Source organism: Streptomyces sp. NPDC104226 (assembly GCF_055584085.1).
Genome location: NZ_JBVJMS010000018.1, coordinates 60,613 through 80,818, shown reverse-complemented (window position 1 = coordinate 80,818; position 20,206 = coordinate 60,613). Strand labels below are relative to the sequence as shown.

Sequence of the window (20,206 nt, the reverse complement as noted above, 5' to 3'; positions counted from 1 at the left end):
GTCTTGGGCTTGGGGCCGTTGCGGACGCGGTCGGCGGCCCGGTCGCGGACGGCATCCCGGATGCCCGGGGTGCGCGTCGGCGTCGGCGTCGGGGTCTTGGGCTTGGGGCCGTTGCGGACGCGGTCGGCGGCCCGGTCGCGGACGGCATCCCGGATGCCCGGGGTGCGCGTCGGCGTCGGCGTCGGGGTCTTCGGCTTGGGGCCGTTGCGGACCCGATCGGCGGCCTGATCGCGGACGGCTCCGGAGAGGCCGCCGGAGTTGTTCCTCGTGCCGGTTGTCGGGGTCTTTCCGCCTCCAACTCCGGGCTTTCCGCCGCCCTTTGTCCCGGAGGACTCCAGGGCGCCCTTGCGGCCTCCGGCGCCGCCTCCGAGCCCGCCGGTGCCCAGCGAGGGCGTACGGCCGCCAGAGGCCCCGCCAGGGCCCTTGGTGGGTGTCTTGGATCCGGAGGGCCCCGGCGACTTGGAGCCGCTGGGGGAGCGGAACGTGCTGGGCGGGGAATTCTTCCCGGCGTTTGTCCGGGCTCCCCCTCCGCCCGATGTGCGGGTGCTGCGGCCGAATTCCGGGCCGGGTTGCAAGCGGCCTTTCTGGCGGGCCGTTTCCAATCCGATGGCGGCTTTATCAGCTGCCGCCTGCTGCTTATCCGCAATAGCCCGATGGTGTTCGTGGCGGGCTTTCAGATAGGCGGCGGCATTCCATGCACCGCGCATTGCGGCGACGGTAATACCGGCCATCATCACGACCGACATTGCACCGATTCCCTGCCCTTGCGAGCTGTCCGGGATTCCGGGGTCGGCGTGTGCGGCCGTGGTGTCGGCGCCTCCGCCGACGTCGGAATTCCCGGCGACCAGCAGGGAGGGCGGGGGCGCCAGGGTGGGCAGGGCGGTCAGGGTGGGGGTGTCGGCCCCGGGGGCCGGCGGGGTGCTGCCCACCGGCCCCGGGATCGTCAGCCCGCCGGGGAAGTTGAAGACGGTTCCCCCGGCGTCGTCGTCGGCCATCGGCCGTCTCCTTCGGTCAGTCACTCCGGGTCACGGATCCGGGGGCCTCACGCGCGCGTATAGGCGCGCATGTTGGGACCCCCGGATTCACGGGGTGAGGCGGTGATGATGAACGGTGATGAGCGCGGAGCGTTACGGCGAGGGGGGCCGGCCCTGCTGCTCCGTGGTCCAGCGCTGGAGCAGCAGGACCAGGTCGGCCCACGCCTTGTTGTCGGTGCCCGCCAGGAGGCGGGCCAGGTCCCACAGCGCGGTGGCCCGCGCCTTGTTCGTGGTGGTCTCCGCCAGGCGCGTGTTCCAGCGCTTCGTCTGGCCCTTGGAAAGGTGCGGGGCCACTTATCAGGCCCTCTTTTCCAGGTAGTCCAGGAAGGTGTTCTGACCGCCGTCGGCGCCGGTCTTCTGCGCAACTCCCTTCCCGTCGCCGGTCGGCTCGGTCAGGGCGGCGGTGAGGCCGTTGAGGTGTCCGGCGGTGTTTACCGCGCGGGCGGTGGCCAGGCCCTTCTTGTTGGCCTTCTCCAGCTCCCTTTTCTCCGCCTTCGCCTCACGCTTGGCGGGCAGGTCGACGTAACGCCGCTGGAATTCGGCGTCGAGCTTTCCGGCGTGGTTCACGGCGTCCCGCAGGTCCTTTTCGAACTGCGCCAGCGGGCGGGAGGCGAGATAGGCCCGGATTCGGGCCTCGAAGGGCTTGTCCCCGGCGAACTTGAGGTTCTCCAGGTCGGCCCGGTACTCGCCGAGCAGGGCCCTGACCTCGTCGGCCATCTGCCGCAGCCTCTCGCGCTGCTGGGCGGCGTAGACGGCGGTGCCGCCGGGCTTCATCAGGTGGTCCGAGGTCCACCGGTTGCTGTTCTCGGGCATGGCAGAAGACCTCCAGGTCTCGGGGTGGGGAGGGGCGGAAGGGGTTCATGGGTCCGTGTCCCCGAGGCGTGCGTGCGGGGCCAGGTGGTGCTCGGGTTCGGCGGGCGGTCCGCGCCCCGCTCGGGGCGGGTGCGGACCGCGGGCCTGCCGGCCGTGGCCGTCACCGGTCCGCGCTCACGCTCGGGGGAGCGTGGGCGCGGGCCGGGGGCGACCATGAGCGGCAGGGGCGGTGAGCGCCGTGGGCGCTCGGGTGGGGCGGTGAGCGCGGTGGGCGCTCAGACGCCCGCCGGGACGCTCGCCCCGGCGCTCGCGCTCGCCGGGGCGCTCGGGGTGCCCTCCTCGACCTGCTCGCGCAGGCGCTGGGCGGTCGGGCGGGAGACCGGCTCGTCGGACAGACCCGCTTCGGTGAGCGCGTCGCGGATCTCCGTCCACTGCGGACGGCGCCCGAGCTCGGTGTAGAGGAGGCGGATCCGTTCGTGGCGGCGCTCGGTAAGCGCGTCCCGCTCGCTGTGGGTTCGACCGCCCTCCGCTCGGTGAGCGTCCTCGTCCTCCCCGGGGCGCTCACCTCCGTGAGCGCCCATGGTGAGCGCCGGGCGCTCGCGCTCGCCCTCCTCGTTGCCGGAGGTGAGCGCGCTCACCACGGGGTGAGCGCCGCCCGCTTCCGGGTGAGCGTCGGCGCTCGCCTCCACCCGCTCGATGGTGTGAGCGTCCTCGGGGGTGAGCGTGTCGGCGAGCGCGGCGGGCGCCGAGCCGAGCTTGAGCGCCATCCGCTGCTCCAGCGGCGCCTTCCACCGCCACAGCAGACCGAACTCCTCGCGCAGCCGCGCTCGCAGCCAGGTCTCCTGCTGGAGGCGGGTGAGCGCCTCGTCGTAGGAGGTGATCTCCCACAGGATCATCCGGCGGCGAAGCCGGGCGGTGGCGGCCGGAGCGAGCAGCCAGCGGCTGCGTCGGACCGTCTCCATGCGGATCTTGCCGGTGACCGCGCCGATCTTCGTGGCGTACACGTGGGAGGCGATCTCCGAGAACACGACCCAGAGCAGGGTCAGGGCGGCGTGCCCGATCCGGCCCGACGCGGAGTCCGAGGCGTTCCAGTTCAGGTACACCGTCACCGCCGTCAGTACGCGGGGCACCCAGCGGATCCAGCGCAGCTCCATGCCCATCCTGATCAGGATCAGGTTGGCGCCGGTGAACGCCGGGATGGCAACGTCGATGCCGACCGGGAGCAGCCACGGCCACTCCCAGCCCCACGCGGCGGCCTTGGCCTCCAGCGCGGTGTAGGAGGAGAGCAGGCCGAGGGTGGAGACGACCGCGGCCGCCAGGACGATCCCGACGACCAGGAGCAGCTCCTGCCCGGACAGCGGCGGGACACCGCCGGCGGGCCGGGCCTCGTCCCGGGTCTTGCGCCGCTTGGCACGGGATTCGGCCCGGATCTCCCGGCGCCGCGCCCGGCGCACGGTCCGCTGCGTCGCGGCCTCGAGGACCCGCTCTGCCTCGGCCAGGGCCAGCACGGCGGCGGCCTGGTCGGCCGTGGCCTTCGCCTCCGCCTCCCGGGCCGCCTTCGCGTCCGTCTCGGCCTGCTCGCGCAGCCGGGTGACGTCCTTGTCGGTAGCGGCCCGCAGTTCCTCGGCGCCCTTGCGGGCGTCGCCCAGGGCGCGGTCGGCGTCGGCGCGAAGGCCGGCGGCCAGCTTCTCCGCCCCGGCCCGCACCTGCGCGGCCTGCTCGTCCGCGCTTCCACGCGTCCGATCCGCGTCGGCGCGGGCCCGCTCCAGGAGCTCCTCGGCGCCCTTCGCCGCGCGCGTACGGGTATCGGCGGCGGTCCGCTCGGCCTCGGCCAAGAGCTCGGTGCTCTTCTCCTTCGCCGAGGCGAGAACCCTCTCGGCTTCCCGGCCGGCCTCCGTACGGGCCTGCCCGGCGTCGGTGGCCGCCGTGTTCAGGGCCTCCTGCGCCCGGCGCTGCGCGTCGGCCAGGATCTCCTCGACCTTCCGGGACGCGGCCGTGGTGAAGACCTCGGCCTCGCCTCGCGCGTCGGCGAGCAGCTGCTCGGCAGCCGCCTCGACGTCGGTGCGGGTCTGCTTCGCGTCGGCGGCCGCGGTGGTCGCGGCGTCCTTGCGGAGCCGGTCGCCGGCCGCGGTGGCGTCGGCCAGAAGCTCGTCGGCCTTGCCCGTCGCCTCGGTGGTGAGGGCCTCGGCCTTCTCCCGGGCGCTGGCGAGCAGCTGCTCCGCCGTGGTCTCGGCGTCCGTGCGGGCCTGGTCGGCTGTCGTGGCGGCGTCGGCCAGGAGGCGGGACTGCTCGGCGGTGGCCTCTTCGGTGAGGGCGGCCGCCTCCGTGCGTGCGTCGTCCAGCAGTTCGGCGGCGCGGGTCTCGCCCTCGGCGACGATCCGGGCGGCGTCGGCGGCGGCCTGGTCGCGGAGGTCGGCGGCGCGGTCGACGGCGTCGGCCAGGACCGGGTCGGCCTCCTCGTGGACCAGGGGCAAGGTGGTCTCGGCGGCCGGGGCGTCGGCCTGCTCCGGGACGGCGGCCGCCGGGGTGTGCGGGCGGGCGGCAGACGTGCGGGGCTGCCGCTTGGGCTGGGCCCGGCGACGGGCAGCGTTCTTGGTGGCCACGGGGGATGTCCTCTCGTACGTTCCGGCGCCTCCGTGAGGAAGGGCACCGCGGGGCAGCGTCGGTCGGTAGGGTCAGGACCAGGTCCTCCGGGACCCCGGCAGCTTCAATGCCGGGGGCTCGGAGGACCGTCTTGCTGCGGGGCTGGTGGGTCAGTCGCCGGCGGACAACTCCGGGCGGCGGTTGGCCGTCCGGTGCTGCTGGGTGAGCCAGGCCATCGCGGCCGCCGTCATCTCGTCCGCCGCGCCCTCGGTGTTCAGCGGGGCGGTGTCGATGTCGCGCATCGCGTCGGCCGGCGGCAGCAGCCGCATGTAGTCGCCCATCACGTTGTTGATCACGCCGCCCGTGACGGGCAGCAGGGTGTAGCGGATGCCGCCGGAGACGTACGTGTCGATCCGGCTGACCCGGCAGACGAACGTGTGGTTCGGCTCGCCGCGCCAGAACTTCTCCGGGTCGCGGTAGAGCACGAAGTTGTCGCGCTGGTACGAGACCTTGCCCTTGGCGGTCGTGGGCTCGGAGTAGGCGTGCATACGGGCTCCCTCGGTGAGTGGTCCGGACTGTCCGGCTCCCAGTCACCGCCCGGCCCGGCCCGCCGGGGTTCGGCGGGCCGGGCCGGGCGGATCAGGCAGCCGTCAGGCCGACCACGCGGTGCTGTTGGACAGGGACGCCGCCCGGTGGAACGCGGCCACGCTGGTCTTCCCGCTGCGCGTCGTGCCGCCGATGAGCGTGTGGGCGTCCGCGAGGAGGGGGAGCGCGGTGTCCATGGCGCCGGTGGGCCGGTGCGGGGCGACGATCCGGCCGTCGGGGAGCAGCTCGCCGGTGTCGTCGAAGACGATCAGGGCGTTGCAGAGGAGGCTCCAGCCCTGTTCCGGGTGGGCGGCCACGACGCGCGCGGCCTCGCGGTCCGGGCTGTCGGCTGTCGGGCAGGCGGGATTGTGGGTGCAGAGCGATTTCGGCAGCCGGGTGGTGGCGGTCGTCGTGGTGTCGGTGCTGGTACGCATGGGCTCTCCTGCGGGGATGCGGGCCCGAGAGTCTCTCGGGCGGGAGGCGTGCGAAAGGCCGGCTGCCCGTGTGGCGGGCGACCGGCCTGGTGGAGCAGCGCGGTGCGGGATCGGAGTTGGGTGTCCGTCCCGCACTGCGGTCAGTCGTGCGGGGCCTCAGCCGTGCAGGCGCCGGCCGAGGTCGTGGTCCTCGTTCGTGCGGCGGAGGTTGTCCTCCAGGCGCTTTTGGTCGGCGTCGGTCATGCCGCCGCCCCCGCCCCGTTCCTCGCGTTCCGGGCCCGGTTGCGGGCGGCGCGGCGCTTCATCGCCCGCCGCTCGTCCTCGGACAGGCCGCCCCAGACGCCGTCGTCCTGGCCGGACTCAAGCGCCCACTGGAGGCACTGCTCCATGACGGGGCAGCGGCGGCAGACGGCCTTGGCCTCCTCGATCTGCAGGAGGGCCGGGCCGGTGTTGCCGATGGGGAAGAACAGCTCGGGGTCTTCCTCGCGGCAGACCGCGTTGTGTCGCCAGTCCATCCCGGTCACCGCCCTTCGCGAACGCGGCGGAGGGCCTCGTCCATGATCGGGTCGGAGTCGCTGTCGTTCCGTGCGATGCTGGTGGGCATCAGGTCTCCAAGCGGGTCCTGGACAGCCCCGGAGGGTCTCAAATCACCGGGGCTGTCGTGCTGTTCAGGCTGTTCGTACGAGCAGCCGCGGCCCCGTCCATCCCGAGCGATCGGGATGGACGGGGCCGCGGTCGTTCGTGCGGGGTTGGTCAGCTCGCGCGGCGCTCGGGGTGCAGCGTCTTGAGCGGCACCGGCGGCGCTCCCAGCGGCGCGGCACCGGCGGGCAGCTGCGCGCGGCGGGTGTCGGCGTCGCGGACCGCGGACTCGGTCGCCGCCCACTGCTCCTTGCGCCGCAGCCGCAGGAGCCGGTCGTTGTTGCGCTCGTCATCCGCCGGCGCTTGCTTCTGCACGGCGATCTGGCTGACGGCCGGGGCGACCGCGATCTTCGGCTTGCGCCGCACGGTGGTCTTGCGGCGGTGGCCGGTCTCCGCGTGACCGTCCTCCAGGCGCTCGGCCCACTTGCGGACCGTGAGGTCGACCGTTACCAGGCGGTTGCTGCCCGGGCGGCAGCGGACGGCAGCGTCCTTGCCCGCGCGGCCGGTGTCGTGCGGCACGAGCTTGGTCGTCTTGTTGCCGAGGCCGGTGATCGGCACCCACGTCTCGCAGTCGGGGCAGACCAGCGACGCGCAGGCGGGGCGCAGGTCGTACTGATGGGGCTTAAGGGTGGAGAGGGCCAGCGCCGGGCGGGCGTTGACAGTGCGGGAGCGGGTCCGGCTCCGGCGGGGGCGGGCGGTGCGCTCAAGGGTCGAAGCAGACATCTGGACTCCTCAGAGGCGGAGCGGCAGGGGCGCGGGTCGCGATGCTCTCTCTGCCCTCCGGGCCGCACGGCACGAGGCCGGCGTCCCGTGGGACAGACAGCGCACAGCGCTGCGACGTACACGCAGTTGTCGTGCCGTCAGGCTCCGGAGGAGTTCTGGTGCTCTCACGCCCTCCGGTTCCCAGCAAGCTGGGGGAGGACTACTCCGGCCACCCCGAGGGGCGGACGACTACTGCGGTCTTGCGGATGCCAGTTGGTGCTCCCGGAGGACCCGGACCACCGCCTTACATACATCAGGTTGCATCAGGTACCCTCAGGTGTCAAGCGGTATAGTGAGGCAACCAGATGAACCTGAAGGAGGCGAAGGCACATGTCCGGGCCGCCCCGAGCCGACAACCGGCCGCCGTACGCGCGCATCGCGGGCCACTACCGCGACCTGATCAGCTCCGGGGACCTCGCGCCCGGCGATCTCCTGCCCAGCATCAAAACGCTGGCCACGGAGTGGAACGTCAGCACCGCTACCGCGGACCGCGCGATGCGGCTGCTGCGCGAGGAGAAGCTCGTACAGGGCATCCCGGGCGTTGGCACCGAAGTGATGGCCCGCCCCATCTCGCTGTCCTCCGGCTCGGAGCGTCACGACCGCAGCAGCAAGAGCCAGTCCTCTTGGGGCGTCGGCGAGAAGTCCTCCGGCCACACGGCCGGCATAGTAGAAGCCCCAGAGGACGTTGCGCACGCGCTGGGCATTTCGCCTGGTGACGACGTGATTCGCCGCAGCCGTGTCTACCGGGACGATCACGGCATCGTCTCTCACTCCACGTCCTGGATCCCCGCCGAGTTCGCTCGGGTGCTGCCGGAACTCGCGCGCAGCGCGCGGCTCAAGGGCGGGCTGTCGCTCGACTTGATCGCTCGGGCCACCGGCCGCCAGGTTGCTAAGCGGATCGACGAGGAGTCGGCGCGGATCGCCACTGCGGACGACCTCGAGCTCCTGGAGCTGGAGGCCGGCACCACTGCGGCGATCCTGGTCCTCATCGCCCGCTTCACGGACGCCGATGGCGAGGTGTTGGAGTACGGCGTGGACTTGGGCGCGCCGGGCCGCACGCGCAGGACAACCTCGGAGATCCTGCGGTGACCACACGCAGCTCCGGGCCTCTGAACGACACCCTCGCCGGGTGCCATGAGCACCGGCTCGACGTGCTCCTGCACACGCAGCGCACCGGCACCCTGCCTCTGGAAGGACGGTTTCGAGATCCGACGCGTCTCCGCAGCCCTGTCCGGCAGGCCGGGCCCCGCACCACGGGCGATTCTTCTGTCCGGTCTGCAGGGATCTGGCAAGACGACCCTCGCCCGTGCTCTGGAGCAGGCTGGGTTCCGGCGCCTCTGCCCGGACGAGGAGATGTTCCGCCGGTACGGCCACTACGGCAGGGATTTCCCCCGGGGCGAGTTCAAGGTCCGCGAGGCTCCCGTGCTCGAGGACATCTCTCTTGAGCTCCAAGAGCTGCTCGAGGCCGGACACGACGTCGTGGTCGACCACGGGTTCTGGACTCATGAAGAGCGTGCCCACTGGGCTGCCACAGTGATGGAGGCCGGCGGCGCGCCTGTCCTGATCTACCTGCCAGTCCCGCACGAGGTGCGCTGGGGCCGAATCCAGCAGCGAAACGAGCAGTCTCTGGTCGACGCCAACGCGATCGAGTTCAGCGAGGAGGACCTGCTTCGCCACGCCTCCCGCTTCACCCCGCCGACCGACGCAGAACCGCACGTCCTGTACGACGGCGTCCCAGAGCACGTCTTGGCGGAGCTCCGCCGTAGGCGTGGCCTCATGGATGACGACCCTCACTGATTCCGACCTCCCACGAGCGGCTTTTCACGTGGGCAATCCCACTCTCGGCGGAGCAAAAGGACCATCACAGCGCCGTGAGCAGCTTCATTCACGGGTTTTCAACATCCGCATACACACGAGGTTTTGGGGCTGCGGCATAGGCTCGCGGGCATGACGGTGACGGAGGGGGACAGCGTGGGCAGGCAGCGAGCAGGGTGGAGGCCCGACCGGCTCCGCGAGCAGCGGGAGGCTCACGGTCTGACCCTGGAGAAGGCCGGCGAACGCCTTCGCGAAGTGGCGGAGCGGGCGAAGCTGAAGGGCATCCCGGCAGCGAATCCTCAGACCTTGTGGCAGCACGAGCAGGGCGAGGTCTTCCCCGGCCCTCACTATCGGCGGGCCTACTGTCTCCTCTACAGGGCAACCGAGCCGGACCTGGGGTTCCGCACCGCCCTGCCTGGTGAGGAGTCCGCCTTCAAGCTCACCCCGCTGGACGACCGTCTCAACGGATCGCACGTTTTGGCTGTCGAGCGCGCGGTTCATCGCATCGCGCCGGGCTCGGATGAGGCCGACCACTTCGACTTGCAGCAGCGGATCATCGACGCGTGGAAACGCCGTCACACGGGCGGTGACCCCCACCGCCCCGTGCTCATCCTGGTTGGCGGCTATGCCGGCAGCGGCAAGACGGAGCTCGCGCGCTTCTTCGTTCAGCTCACCGGCTGGCCGCTGCTCGACAAGGATCCGCTCACCCGTCCTCTCGTGGAGCGCCTCCTGATCGCCTTGGGCGGCGATGCGAACGACCGGCACACCGACCTCTACCGCGAGAAGGTCCGGCCGGTGGAGTACGACTGTCTGATGCAGTCGGCCCTGGCCAACATCAAGTGCGGCATCTCCACGGTATTGACCGCCCCGTTCATTGCCGAGATGACCGACCCGGCCTGGATGCAGCGCCTGACCAATCGCGCGGGCTCGATGGGAGTGGACGTCTTCCCCGTGTGGGTCCGCTGCGATGAGGAGTCCATGCGCGAGTACATCGGCTTCCGCTCAGCCGCCCGGGACGGGTGGAAGCTCCAGCGCTGGGACGAGTACATGGCCACGATCGACCTGGAACTGCGCCCGGCGGTTCCGCACCTGGTCGTCGACAACCGTCTGGGGACCGCGGTGACGCTCGCGGACCAGGCCCGGCAGGCGATGGGGGCGATGTACGCGTGACCTCGAAGCAGGGAGTGATTCTCTACGGCCCGCCAGCGGCCGGCAAGGACACCGTCACCACCGCGCTTACCGAGCTGAACTCGAAGTACGCCCAGTTCGCACGGCTCAAGGTAGGAACGGGCAAGGCCGTCGGCTACCGGATGGGCACACCAGAACAGCTGCACGAGCTGGAGGCCGCGGGCGACGTTGTCTACGTGAACGCGCGGTACGGCAACACGTACGCGGTCGACCGGCCCGGTCTGGACGACGCGTTCGCGGCCGGGGTGCCCGTAGTGCACCTCGGGCAGGTCGACGGCATCCGAGCGCTGATCGACGGCTACCTTGTCGACTGGTCGGTGGTACTGCTGTGGTGCCCGCGCGAGGTGACCGAGCAGCGGTCGGCAGGGCGGGGCGACAGCGACACCACGGCGCGCCTCACAGCATGGGACGCGACCCGCGAGGACGTGGCCGTACACCCGGGTACGGCTTGGGACCTGACCGTCGACACCACGAAGGCGACTCCCCAGGACACGGCGCGGCTCATCGACCAGCTGCTTGCGCAGCGGGCGAGGGCAACGACGGCATGAGCGCGGGCTATGGCCGGGCGAGTCGGTCAAGGGCGTCGATGAGCGTGAGCTCGCCGTCGTCCTTGACGTCGTGCCACCGTGACAGCGTGGTCGCGGCGGCACGCAGCATCTCCGGTGGGAGGCCGGCGGCCGCGAGCGCGTCGGCGGCTTCTTCCAGCTCCGGGCCCCAGCGCCATGCACGGGCGGCGGTCTTGGCGATGTACTGCGGCTCGGACAGGTACGAGTCGGTGCGCTTCGAGGCGACCTCGATGAGCTCCTGGTCCACACCGTGCACGCGCGCCATTCCGACCGCGAGCGCCACCAGCACCCGCGAGGTCTTCTGGAACGCCGCGTACGACAGTTTCAGCGCCGACGCCTTCCCTACATCCGTACCCAGCACCGCCGTCCGGACCGCGGTGCCTGCGAAAAGCGACTCGACCCGGCCGGTCGCGGCGGCGGGTCCGGAGAGGTACAGCGTCGGCGTCTTGCCACCGACCGGTGGGGAGCCAACGACGCCGCCGTCCACGACGGTCGCGGCCGGTTCGAGCAGCGCGGCGATCCGCTGTGCCCGCTCGGGATTGATGGCGTTCGTCTCCACGTACACCCCGGTGAAGTGGTGCGCGCCGACGTCGCGGGCCAGGTCCTCGGCAGCGGCCGGCGGGCAGAGGCTGATGACGATGTCGCTGCGGTCCAGCAGCTCGTCAAGCTCGGCCACCGGTGTCAGACCGAACCGGGCGGCGCGTGCCGCCGACGCGGTGCTGCGCCCCGTCTCGCACCACAGGACCGCGGCCGCGTTGGTCGCGGCGCAGGCGGCGACGGCGGCGCCCATGCTGCCTGGGTGGAGGATGCCGACGGTCGGCTGGTCCATGGTGCTACTCCGTCTCGTTGAGCAGGATGGTGATTGCGTCGGTGACGTCGTCGACGACGTGGTGCGCGGTGGGCAGGTCGTCAGGCCAGGGGCGGCCTCGCAGCCAGATGGTGCGCAGGCCAGCCCGGTGGCCGCCGCCGATGTCGCCGGTCGGGTTGTCTCCGATCATCCACCCGCCGTCCGCGAGGTTCACCCCGCACCGGGCCGCCGCGAGTTCGAAGAGGCGCAGGTCCGGCTTGCGGATCTCCAGGTCGCCCGAGACCGCGACACCGTCAACCAGGTCCGCGATACCGGTCGCAGCGAGTTTGGCGCGCTGGATGTCGCTGGCCCCGTTGGTGATGATGCCGATAGTCCAGGCAGCCGCGCGCAAGCGGGCCAGGCCCTCAATGACCTCTGGGCGGCAGGTGACGGCGGCCGACATGAGGTCGACGTACTCCTGCCACAGGTCCGCGGCCGACGCCTCCAGGACGAAGGCGTCCCGCAGCCGGGCGAAGTCATGGACGGTCGCGCGGTCGGCCAGCTCGATACGCAGCCACCGCTCGGCACCCGGAGAGAGGGCGCGAGAGCGGGACAGGCGCGTCAACGCGTCGCTGAGCGCCGACCGTCGGTCGGCCAGCGTGCCGTCCAGGTCGAAGAATGCGAAGCGGGACACAAGCACGGACCCTACCGGGCGCTTAGAGAAGCTCAGTTCGCGGCGTCCTCTTCACCCAAGGAGAGATCAGATCGTGTATCTTTCATGGTTACAAAGACCATGAAAGGCTCGGCTATGCCTGACCCGGACCGCTCGCAGCAGGTCGACGCCCTGCTGAACGGCCTGCCCGAGGTTCTGCCACCTCCGCACGTGTGCGCGAAGCTGCGCCTGGCGGCTGGCCTCACCCAGCAGGACATCGCGGACGCCGTGGGCGTGAAGCGAGTCGCGGTCACGCGCTGGGAGTTGGGCCAGACCAGCCCTCGACGCCCACATCGCGAGAACTACTTGCGCCTCCTCAAAGGCCTTGCGGAACGCTTCCCTGAGGCCACGAAGGCGGATGAGGGCATGCCGACGCCGGCCTCCGAGGGGGGGGTCGGGATGACCTAGCGGCCATCGGCCGCGCGCGCCAAGAGCGGACTAACCATCCGCCGGCCGTCGCGTGGCCCGTCTACCGACTGCGGATTAACCATCCGTGTCGGCTGCCCAGATCCCGGTTACCGCCGGTTCTGAGCCGCGGCTCACCGAGCCGCTCGTTCCCACTGGCCCCTCACCAGGGCCACCGCACCACCGGCCACTAACCACGGCCACCACAGCCGCGTCAGCACCAGCTGCGCGCGCTTCACCGCAACGCCCCCACCACAGGGGCTCTGCGCTTCAGCTCCACCGACGAAAGGAGAGATCTCCCCAGCCGTTCGGTGTCCGCCCGCTCCTCCCGGAGGGGGCCGTCACCTACATCCACTCGCCGACCAGTCCTCACACGGACTGTGTCAGGTTGGTTATGGAAGTTGGTGTCCTCGCCATAGTGCACGATCTGGTGTCCCCTGAAAAGCCGACCGGTGTCCGTTTCGCCTCGTTTGAGGCATTGTCGAGCGTCTGCTTGATCAGATTCACAGAACCGCGCGACGTGAGACGAACCCCGTTCGCCGTGGGCTCGCTCTCGGGGCCCACGGGCTGCGGGACGCGCTTCAAGATTTCTGCCCGCGGAACGGGAACGGAGCAGGCTCTCACCGCTCCCCGGCCTTTGGGCAATAGCTGCCTGCACAAGGCTGCCGAGATGATCATTCCTGGATTCCTGTCCGTGTCCGTGCACCGCTCTGGCGCGGCGGTGGGCGGATGAGTTCCGTGGCGGCGTCGGCCGCCGTGATCCCGCTTCCTCGTACGGCATCGGTCCCGGCCGGGCCGGTCCCGGAGCGCGCGGCGGGTCATCCGCTGTCGCTCGGGCCGGACGCTCGTGCCCGTCTGGGTGGCGCGGTGCGGATGCTGCTGGATGTGGCTGGCTTGGCCGGGGCGTCTGACGCGGTGCGCCTGGCGGTGCTTGTACTGGCGTCGCGTACGCCGTCGGAGACCGGTGTGGTGGAGATCCGTACCTCGGAGCTGGGCCGGTGGATCGGAATGTCCGCGTCGTACACGGCCTCCGAGGTGCTGCCGGTGCTGCGCCGCTCGGGCGTGGTCTTCGTGGAGACGGCGCCGGGCGAGTACGGCCAGGACGACGGCCTGGAGTGCAAGGTGCTGCCGCTGTGGGCGGCGCAGGACGTCGTCGGGCACCCGCTGAACCTGGCGAAGAAGGAGTACGCCACCTTGTGGCGGCTGCTGGAGGCCGTGATGGGGCCGGGCTGGACGCACCGCGACGGCCGGGTCACTCCGGCCGGGCTGATCGGTACGCGTACCGGTCGGGGCGCGGCGACGGACCGCCTCGCGCTGCTGCTGCTGGTGCTGGAGGCCCGGGAGACCGGGCGGGTGCGGCAGTGCGGCGGGACGGTGGACACCAAGCGCGGCCGCGCGGCCGCGACGGTGGCCCGGCTGCTCGGGTGCACCGCTTCGGCGGGGGAGCGGGTGCTGGAGCGCCTGGAGGACCGGGAACTGGTGCTGCGGGTGCGTCTGAAGACGGGCTCGGGCCTGCGGAACCGGTCGCGGCTGATGGTGCCGGCGGTCGCCGCCGCGCACGGCCGCACGGTCGCCGACGACGTCCAAGAGGACCGTGCGCAGGCCCCGGAGCCCGAGTTTTCAGACCCCGACGTTGCGGCAGGGGCTGGTGAGGCGCCGGAGCTAGCCGAAGAGTCGCAGGTCAGCGGCACGTTGGTGACGGATGTGGCGGATGTAGCAGACCCCGACGTTGCGGCAGCCCTTCACACTGATCACCCTCACCTGGCTACTCCCGTCTCTCCTCCCGCTCTCTCTGGTGGCTTTTCCGGCGAAGGCCGTGGTGGGTCCGGTGATCTGCCGGACCGCGCGTGCGTGCGCGAGGACGGCGGCCCGCTGCGCGGGGAACAGCAGGAGAAGTCTCCGGTCGGCAAGGGCAGGAACGGCGGCCGCGGGCCGGTGGCCGGTGCTCCGGTGCGGGTCGTGGATGGCGGAGGTCAGGGCAAGCAGCAGCGGGGGAGGGTGGCTCTGCCGCCGGAGGACCTGCGGGCCGTCCTGGCTCCGGTCGACCTGGTCTGGGCGCGTCTGGAGCGTCGGGGCGCCCGGCGCCTGGTGGAGGCCGCCGTCCGCAGCGAGCTGGAGCGGGTGGTCGGGTTCGCTGGCCGTACGGACGCGCCGCAGGTCCTCGCGGACCGGCTCGCCCGGCACTTGGAGACCCAGATGCGGCTGGGCAAGCCGATCGTGGACCCGGTGGGCTGGCTGATCGGCCTGGCCCTGCCGCAGCGTCAGCAGTGCGGTGACGTGCGGTGCGACGACCGGGTGCTGCTCGACTCCGGCCGGGACTGCCCGCGCTGTGCGGAGAAGCAGGAGGACCGCCGCGACCAGCGCCGGGCGGTCGCGGCCGGAGTCGACGCCGCGATGCCCGGCGTCGCGGAGGCGGAGCGGCGTGCGGCGACCGAGCAGCAGCTGCACCAGGACGTGACGGCCAGGGCATGGGCGAAGGCGTACGAGTGGGAGCAGCACCGGGCCCGGCAGGCAGCGGTGGCTCAGGCCCGTGCCGAAGCCGCAGCGGCCGCGCAGCCCGTTGACGTCGTCCCGGCCGCGCCGGTGGCCCGGGTCGTCCTGCCCGCGCCCCGTCCGGCCGCCGCGCCCGCCCCGGACGTCGGGGATGTCGACCAGGAGCAGGAGCTCGTCCTCGAGGACCTGACCCGCGAGCAGGTCCGCGACTGGCGGGTGCGCGCGATGAAGGACCACGGCGTCGTCTTCGACCACATCAACCAGTACGGCGAGATTTCCGCCAGGCGCCTGTTCAGCACCCGGCTGGTCGACGAAGCGCAGCGCCTTTCGGGCACGCACCACCTGGTCCTCGGGCACACCACCTGGGGGCAGGCGTGAGCGGGGGCGAGGTGTCCGGGGTCGACCTGGCCCGGGTCGCGCTGCGGGCCGCGATGGAGCAGGCCCGGAAGAACGGCAGCGGCCAGAAGGCGAAGAGGAAGCCGCGGACCGGTGCGCCGGTGCGGCGTGACGGCCGTGAGCCGATGGGCCTCGGGGCGGCGATCGGCGCGCTGGTCACCGAGCGGGCCTGGGAGCTTCCGGCCGCTGGCTTCAGCCTGCGGGAGCGGTGGGCGGTCATCGCCCCGGAACTCGCCGGGCACGTCGTGGCTGTCGGCTTCGACGCGGACTCCGGCCGGCTCACCGTGTGCCCGGAGTCGTCAGCGTGGGCGGCGAAGACCCGCCTGGAGCAGACCCGCGTCGTCGCGGCCGCCAACAAGGCAGCGGGCCGTCAGGTCGTGAGCGCCCTGCGGATCCTGCCGCCCGGTGCCGTCCCGATGCCCGACCGCGCCGACGCCACACCGGAACCGGCCGTGCCCACGTTTCCGGTGGAGCGTCGGCGGCCGCCGGACGGTTACCGCCGCGCGATCGAGGCGCACCGCCAGGCTGCCCGGCCGTCGACGACGGACCCGGCCATCGCGGAGGCCGTGGAGCGGCAGGCCGCAGCGATGCGAGACCTGTCCCGCCGGGCGTTCCCCGAACCTGAGGACGTCGCCGAGACATAGCCGGCTCCGATCCGGCGGCGCTCTCCTTCGGCGCCGCCGTGAGTTCGCCGCCACGGAGCGGCCGCAGTCCTGCGCCTCACCGGATTAGCGCGCATCTAGGTACGTAAGTCTGGTTGCGAGGGATGTCCGGGATGGCGCCTAGGCGTGATCTCGCGGCTGCTACTTATCGGACGGTGCGCCGATTGTTTTGACGTTTGAGCGGCCAGGATGGCGCACTGTCGAAACGGTCGGAGTGTCGTAATCGAAGTCAATCTCGGAGTAATGACTCCGATACTCTGCCGGCAGATTGTTGTCCGAGATGATGAACTGGACCCTTCCCTGGTTTGCGTCAGCCAGCATTACGAGTCGTCGGTAGAGTGCGGCCGCGAGGTCGTCGTCTGGAGTGTTGAGTGCCAACCGTGGAGCATCGATGAGCAGGAAGGCGGGGTAAGGAACCTCGCTATGCCTGAGGGCTACCGCCAGAAGAGAAGTCCAGTAGGCGAGCTGAGTAGCCGTCATCATGCCGCCGCCGGGGGGCATGAAGTCATAGAATATCTTCTCATTGAGGACCGGCAGGTAATTCGTCCGGTGGATTTCGGCTGTCTGGACTCCTGGGATGCCGAGAGTCGTGACTGCGTTTCCAAATTCCTCAGAGATCTCGTCGAGGATTTCCTGCCGTCGCACGGCAAGCGCCTGCGTCGCTTGATCGACCTGAGCCTGGAGTCGGTCCTGCTTAGTACGGAGATCTTGAACGGCTTGCTCCAGGTCGTTGACGCGATCCCATTGACGGAGTACGCCCTCAAGCTGTTCTTGTTGTGCACGGGCTGTGGCCAGACGTTCGGTGGCGTCACTGTACGCCTGAAGTCGCGGCGTCACGCGGTCGATGGTGCGACTGTCGAGTTCCGCGTTAAGCCTGCTGACCAACTCCTCCCTACCGGCCACTGCATCGTTAGCTTCGCTGATTCCCACAGTCAAGGAACTCAGCTGGTCGTCCATCTCTGACAACTGTTGGGTCAGCTGCATCAGTTCGTAGTGATCAGCCTCGGCGGAGGTTTCCACTGGGTCCGGCTGCAAGCACACTCGGCAGACATCTGCCGGCACTTCTCGCCCCGTCAGCGACTGAACGCATCGGGGGCAGACCAGGAATTCGATACTGGCCAGGCGTTCGCCAGCGTCGCGCATTCTGTTAAGCCGGTCCAAATCCGATTGGACTCGGCGTTGCTCCAACGCGTATTCGTTACGCTGTCGCTGCAACTCCTTGACGGTGGCCTTTGTGTCGGCAAGGATCCGCTCGGATTCATTCAGCAGATCGCGCAACACTTGCGTCTGCCTATCTGTTACCGGGTCAATTTCGTCGCGCAGTTCAGATCGTTGAGCCTCTGCCTCGCGCTCCGTGGTGATCGCCTGCTGCAGCGCCTCTTCCGCGTCGAACCGCTGCGCTGTCGAGCTGTCTTGAAGAAACTGGAGGACAGTGTTGTACTGTTCGGTTGCCGTCGCGACATCTCCCTTGAGGAGGTTCACCTGAGAGCGCATTTTGAGAACAGACGGGTCTGTGAAGCCGAAAAGCAGTTCAAAGACTGCTTTTCTTTTTGGCTCGATGTAACTCTTCTGGCTGTTCGCGATATCGATATTGATCTCGTACTGTGGGAGGTACAAGACCGAGAAGATATCGTTGAAGGTGATGCGGCTGCCTGCTTTGACGCTCTGTCCTGATGCTGCGGCCTTCATATCGTCGGGGAACCCGAGGGCTCCGAGTAGGAGCGTATTTAGGCTGGGCTGAGTAGTCCCGATATGCTGATCAGGGAGCCGCTCTTGCGCCACTAGGTCTGTAACGCGAACCTTTTTGCGCTTGGTGCTGTCGAGGCTGCGCGCAATGTGCATCCTCTGATTTCCGATGGTGACGTCTAGCGTCACATCGAGGACGTGCTCCTGTGCAACGGTGGCCAAAATTGCGTCTCCGCCAAAGCCGAACTTGATCAGCTCCAGCAGAGTGGTCTTACCGACGCCAGTCGGTCCCGCGAGCACAGTCAGATCGGAAGGGAAGCGATAGTTGACAGTTCCCTCCGTAGTGGCAAGCGAAACCGAGTTGATTCGGAACTTTGTGCTCATCGGATCACCTGCCTATGGGGACGGTTCATGAGTGGCGCGAGACGGTTGTAGATGCGGTCCTTCAAAGCGCTCCCCGTGAGCCCGATAGATGCTTCAGCAACCGCGCGGCAGCGGTCGTTGATCGACGCCCACTGACTGCTTCTGCTCATCTCTTTGACAAGCTTCTTTCCCGCCAGGGTGGGGGCGATGGCAACGCTTCCTTGTCGGCCACGCCTGTATGCGACAAGTCCGCGCCCCACTAGAGCCCCGATAACGGAGTAGTAGCGATCATCCCAGGGGCCGTACTTGTAGCGGATCATGGGGGCTTCAACATCGGTAGGGTTCGCGTCATCTGCCGGCGTGAGGTGAAGCCGCGGGTCGGCTGATGTTAGTTCCTCAAGAACCTGGGGAGCGAGAGCCGGATAGCGAACCAGAAAATCGAGCTTGGCTAGCTTAGTGAGGCCATCAAGTTTTCCTTGATGGCCAGGCGTTTCGGTTACAGCAGTTACAAGCAGCAGAATTCTGGCCTGATGATAGGCGAGATCCTCGCGCAGGAGGCTCAACTCGAAGGCATCATGGCTCATGACGCTTCCCCTCGAGATGCGCGAAGGCGTTCAATCTCCGCCTCAACGTCAAATGAGTTGCTAAACCACACCTTGCACTCACTGGTTAGGTCGCAGACCCCACCGAGAAGCAGGTCGGCATCCATGCCGACAGGCAAAGTTTCCTCAGGCAGGTCATCAACACGGCGTTGCAGTTCCTTCCAGAGTTCCTTCCCTCGGATTACAGGGAGGTCTGCGGCCGCTTCATCACTGAGTCGATGCAAGCGCCGGCGGAGCTTAGCCTGCTCTGCGCGAGCGGTTGGATCCCCGCTCATTCGATGACGCCAGTAGTCTCGATATTCTCGGTGCAGTTCCTCCGCCCGTTCGATGCTGATCTCACCACAGTGGCCAGCCTTCATTTTAACTGACAGGCGGGTTAGGCGTGGTTGAGGGACAAGCGGACGGAAACCCTTTGGATTCGCTATCGCCATGCGGACCGCAACGTCGATTTCTGCCAGAGTGATAATCCGTCCGATATCCGCTCGCTCCAGATCGGTGGCGCTAGGTAGCGGTGTTCCGGGCTTGTAAGCGAGAACCAAAGGGAGCTTTCCTCGGGGCATGGGTCCTGCTGCCCGCATCCGAACGCGCATCAGGTCGTGAACGGCCTGCCAGATGGCGTCCGCCTCTGCTTGAACGCCAAGACGTTCCAGCACGGGCTTTGCGTACATGTTGGCTGCTGCGTATGCGACGAAACCTCGCGGAAGGCGAGTGTGGTCGAGCGTCAGCATGGAGAGGAAGCGTGCAACCTGGTCCTTCTCCTGCTGCGTCGCTTCCTTCGGGTTGCTGTTCTCGGTCCAGAAACCGGGCAGCCGTTCTTCCGTGGTGTGCTGGCGGATGCACTTACACAAGTCCTTGATCGACTTCTCGTGCTTTTCGGTGAGGGTGAGCGGGCGATGGCTGAGGCGAAGGGTGCGAAGGTGCTCGATCGCCGTCGCGAGGTCCTGCGCGGCATCTGCCAGGCCGGGAGTTGTCACCAGGCGGCAGGTGGGCTTCTCGCCCAACGTGTGCCAGCGGTTGAACAGATGCGCGATGCCACCGTCATTGGCGAGTTGATTAACCGTGGTATAGGCCCCATATGGGGCATCGCGGTGCTTGGCGGACACCAACTCGATGTCCTCGTCAACCGCGACCGCCCAGTCCTCATGAAGCTCACAGACCACTCGGCAGTAGTGGTCCGCTGCGAGGGAGCCGTCGTCGGTGAGGGCGGTCTCGTAGAGTGACAGGCCATCAGCAGTGGCCATCGCCGCTTGCCAGTCAAAGAGATCGGCCGTTCGTTCGCCTGCGGCGTCTGGTTGCGGGTTCGTCCAGAACAGCTCAACAGCAGTTGGGCCCGTCGCGTTCGCGTCCAATTACACCCCCCGGATCACAGGGGTAACTGTGTGTGCCTGCGGGCCCATGGTCAAGTACCCGTATCCCATCGGTGGAGTGCGCACTGCAGGCGTCGCGTCTCGATCTTCACGCCGGCGGGCTCGAGTGGGGTCTACCTCAATGCCGCCTCTTACAGATCGATGCCTGTACCCCTTTCCCTATATGTACGCTCGCTGCTGGCCCCTGGCGTCCCGGCATCGAGGCGCCGTCGGGGCGTCGAGGGCTGCTAGGTCAGAGCTGAGGCAACGCGTTGGAACTGTCCCCAGAATTCTTCTGGACGCCGCTCACGTTTGCCGCGAGGGCCATGATGGCG

The 20,206-nt window shown here is 69.2% G+C and carries 18 protein-coding genes and 2 pseudogenes; 7 read left to right on the top strand and 13 right to left on the bottom strand.

Annotated elements, in window-relative coordinates; genetic code table 11:
* The 8 genes and pseudogenes from ACZ60J_RS38480 to ACZ60J_RS38445 all read right to left on the bottom strand — a co-directional run.
* Nucleotides 1–995 (bottom strand): annotated as a pseudogene (locus ACZ60J_RS38480) (hypothetical protein); the annotation flags it as partial.
* Between the two features lie 132 nt (nucleotides 996–1,127).
* Nucleotides 1,128–1,328 carry a hypothetical protein gene (locus ACZ60J_RS38475; RefSeq protein ID WP_469688823.1) on the bottom strand — a complete coding sequence of 67 codons (201 nt, stop codon included), beginning with the start codon at nucleotides 1,326–1,328 and terminating at the stop codon, nucleotides 1,128–1,130.
* A 3-nt stretch (nucleotides 1,329–1,331) separates the two neighbouring features.
* Entirely contained in the window at nucleotides 1,332–1,847 is a 516-nt protein-coding gene (locus ACZ60J_RS38470) for a hypothetical protein (protein ID WP_469688822.1), read from the bottom strand.
* A gap of 275 nt (nucleotides 1,848–2,122) precedes the next feature.
* On the bottom strand, nucleotides 2,123–4,450 hold the full coding sequence (locus tag ACZ60J_RS38465) for a DUF2637 domain-containing protein (RefSeq protein WP_469688821.1): 2,328 nt from the start codon (nucleotides 4,448–4,450) through the stop codon (nucleotides 2,123–2,125).
* Nucleotides 4,451–4,600: 150 nt separating this feature from the next.
* On the bottom strand, nucleotides 4,601–4,978 hold the full coding sequence (locus tag ACZ60J_RS38460) for a hypothetical protein (protein WP_469688820.1): 378 nt from the start codon (nucleotides 4,976–4,978) through the stop codon (nucleotides 4,601–4,603).
* Nucleotides 4,979–5,206: 228 nt separating this feature from the next.
* Nucleotides 5,207–5,449, bottom strand: a pseudogene (locus ACZ60J_RS38455) (DUF5999 family protein); the annotation flags it as partial.
* 239 nt (nucleotides 5,450–5,688) lie between these two features.
* Nucleotides 5,689–5,964, bottom strand: coding sequence for a WhiB family transcriptional regulator (locus tag ACZ60J_RS38450; protein ID WP_257858132.1), 276 nt, complete (start codon nucleotides 5,962–5,964; stop codon nucleotides 5,689–5,691).
* A gap of 238 nt (nucleotides 5,965–6,202) precedes the next feature.
* A complete protein-coding gene (locus tag ACZ60J_RS38445) occupies nucleotides 6,203–6,811 on the bottom strand; it encodes a hypothetical protein (RefSeq protein WP_469688819.1) in 609 nt (202 codons plus the stop codon).
* Nucleotides 6,812–7,180: 369 nt separating this feature from the next.
* Here ACZ60J_RS38445 and ACZ60J_RS38440 point away from each other — a divergent pair, with 369 nt between their 5' ends.
* The 4 genes from ACZ60J_RS38440 to ACZ60J_RS38425 all read left to right on the top strand — a co-directional run bounded on the left by ACZ60J_RS38440 (nucleotide 7,181) and on the right by ACZ60J_RS38425 (nucleotide 10,401).
* On the top strand, nucleotides 7,181–7,939 hold the full coding sequence (locus tag ACZ60J_RS38440) for a GntR family transcriptional regulator (protein ID WP_469688818.1): 759 nt from the start codon (nucleotides 7,181–7,183) through the stop codon (nucleotides 7,937–7,939).
* 45 nt (nucleotides 7,940–7,984) lie between these two features.
* On the top strand, nucleotides 7,985–8,647 hold the full coding sequence (locus ACZ60J_RS38435) for an AAA family ATPase (RefSeq protein WP_469688817.1): 663 nt from the start codon (nucleotides 7,985–7,987) through the stop codon (nucleotides 8,645–8,647).
* Nucleotides 8,648–8,797: 150 nt separating this feature from the next.
* The gene (locus ACZ60J_RS38430) at nucleotides 8,798–9,835 is read left to right on the top strand and encodes an AAA family ATPase (protein WP_469688816.1); all 1,038 of its coding nucleotides are present in this window, start codon (nucleotides 8,798–8,800) and stop codon (nucleotides 9,833–9,835) included.
* On the top strand, nucleotides 9,832–10,401 hold the full coding sequence (locus ACZ60J_RS38425) for a phosphotransferase-like protein (RefSeq protein ID WP_469688815.1): 570 nt from the start codon (nucleotides 9,832–9,834) through the stop codon (nucleotides 10,399–10,401). The genes ACZ60J_RS38430 and ACZ60J_RS38425 overlap by 4 nt, the downstream gene beginning before the upstream one ends.
* A 7-nt stretch (nucleotides 10,402–10,408) precedes the next feature.
* On the opposite strand, the gene ACZ60J_RS38420 is transcribed toward ACZ60J_RS38425, so the two are convergent.
* Entirely contained in the window at nucleotides 10,409–11,248 is an 840-nt protein-coding gene (locus ACZ60J_RS38420) for a DUF1932 domain-containing protein (RefSeq protein ID WP_469688814.1), read from the bottom strand.
* Between the two features lie 4 nt (nucleotides 11,249–11,252).
* Nucleotides 11,253–11,900, bottom strand: a complete 648-nt coding sequence (locus ACZ60J_RS38415) for an HAD family hydrolase (RefSeq protein WP_469688813.1) — start codon at nucleotides 11,898–11,900, stop codon at nucleotides 11,253–11,255.
* Nucleotides 11,901–12,014: 114 nt separating this feature from the next.
* Here ACZ60J_RS38415 and ACZ60J_RS38410 point away from each other — a divergent pair, with 114 nt between their 5' ends.
* The 3 genes from ACZ60J_RS38410 (at nucleotide 12,015) to ACZ60J_RS38400 (ending at nucleotide 15,856) form a co-directional block, all read left to right on the top strand.
* Nucleotides 12,015–12,326 (top strand): helix-turn-helix domain-containing protein, encoded by a 312-nt coding sequence (locus ACZ60J_RS38410; RefSeq protein WP_469688812.1) that lies wholly within the window; start codon nucleotides 12,015–12,017, stop codon nucleotides 12,324–12,326.
* Nucleotides 12,327–13,250: 924 nt separating this feature from the next.
* Nucleotides 13,251–15,194 (top strand): hypothetical protein, encoded by a 1,944-nt coding sequence (locus ACZ60J_RS38405; protein WP_469688811.1) that lies wholly within the window; start codon nucleotides 13,251–13,253, stop codon nucleotides 15,192–15,194.
* Nucleotides 15,191–15,856 carry a DciA family protein gene (locus ACZ60J_RS38400; protein ID WP_469688810.1) on the top strand — a complete coding sequence of 222 codons (666 nt, stop codon included), beginning with the start codon at nucleotides 15,191–15,193 and terminating at the stop codon, nucleotides 15,854–15,856. The genes ACZ60J_RS38405 and ACZ60J_RS38400 overlap by 4 nt, the downstream gene beginning before the upstream one ends.
* Nucleotides 15,857–16,015: 159 nt before the next feature.
* On the opposite strand, the gene ACZ60J_RS38395 is transcribed toward ACZ60J_RS38400, so the two are convergent.
* The 3 genes from ACZ60J_RS38395 to ACZ60J_RS38385 are packed head-to-tail and all read right to left on the bottom strand — an operon-like array spanning nucleotide 16,016 to nucleotide 19,874.
* Nucleotides 16,016–17,944 (bottom strand): AAA family ATPase, encoded by a 1,929-nt coding sequence (locus tag ACZ60J_RS38395; protein ID WP_469688809.1) that lies wholly within the window; start codon nucleotides 17,942–17,944, stop codon nucleotides 16,016–16,018.
* Nucleotides 17,941–18,507, bottom strand: coding sequence for a hypothetical protein (locus ACZ60J_RS38390; protein ID WP_469688808.1), 567 nt, complete (start codon nucleotides 18,505–18,507; stop codon nucleotides 17,941–17,943). The genes ACZ60J_RS38395 and ACZ60J_RS38390 overlap by 4 nt, the downstream gene beginning before the upstream one ends.
* On the bottom strand, nucleotides 18,504–19,874 hold the full coding sequence (locus tag ACZ60J_RS38385; RefSeq protein WP_469688807.1) for a hypothetical protein: 1,371 nt from the start codon (nucleotides 19,872–19,874) through the stop codon (nucleotides 18,504–18,506). Before ACZ60J_RS38385 ends, ACZ60J_RS38390 begins: the two co-directional genes overlap by 4 nt.
* Nucleotides 19,875–20,206: the final 332 nt, after the last annotated feature.